Origin of the sequence: Paraburkholderia sp. SIMBA_053 (assembly GCF_046534895.1) — a bacterium.
GTDB lineage: Bacteria > Pseudomonadota > Gammaproteobacteria > Burkholderiales > Burkholderiaceae > Paraburkholderia > Paraburkholderia caledonica.
On record NZ_JAWRXU010000051.1, the window covers coordinates 1 to 633 of the forward strand.

A 633-nucleotide genomic window follows, 5' to 3' on the forward strand; every position below is an offset into this window, starting at 1 on the left:
TATTCTTGATTGCAGCCATTCTTTTACACTCTCCAGAGAATCTGCGCAGCGTAGCCCGCGCACGCGAGCAGCCAGACGATGGTCAGCGCCTGCAGGAACAGGCGCATGCCCACGGGCTTCACATAGTCCATCCAGATGTCGCGGATGCCGACCCACGCGTGATAGAACAGCGAGAGCAGCGTGACGAAGGTGGCCAGCTTCATCCACTGGGTGGCGAAGATCGAGGCCCAGCCTTCGTAGGAGAAGTCGTGCGCGCCGAAGAACCACGCGAGCAGGATCACCGTGTAGACGGCCATCACGACCGCGGTGATGCGTTGTGCGAGCCAGTCGCGCAGACCGTAGTGCGCGCCGACGACCAGACGCTTCGGACCGATTCGGTTAGGGGCTGCCATTTTTTTAGAATGCTCCGAAGAGTTTCGCCGCGAAGGCGAGCGTGAGAAGCGAGGACACGACGAACACGACGATGGAGGTCTGCCTGCCGCCTTCCTTGTTGACCGCGCGGTGCGTGTCCATCACGAGGTGACGGATGCCGGCGCAGAAGTGGAACAGGAACGCCCAGGCCAGCACCAGCGTGATGAGCTTGACGATGATGTTGGAGAGAAAGCCCTTGAAGACCTCGAAGCTCAGTTCGGA

At 60.5% G+C, this 633-nt stretch carries 2 protein-coding genes; both read right to left on the reverse strand.

Annotated elements, in window-relative coordinates; all coding sequences use genetic code 11:
- Positions 1-23: 23 nt before the first annotated feature.
- Complete coding sequence (gene sdhD, locus SB753_RS34460) at positions 24-392, reverse strand: succinate dehydrogenase, hydrophobic membrane anchor protein (protein WP_087752107.1); 369 nt, start codon at positions 390-392, stop codon at positions 24-26.
- Between the two features lie 4 nt (positions 393-396).
- Positions 397-633, reverse strand: a 237-nt coding sequence (sdhC, locus tag SB753_RS34465; RefSeq protein ID WP_410804502.1) for a succinate dehydrogenase, cytochrome b556 subunit, incomplete at its 5' end; no start/stop codon positions are given.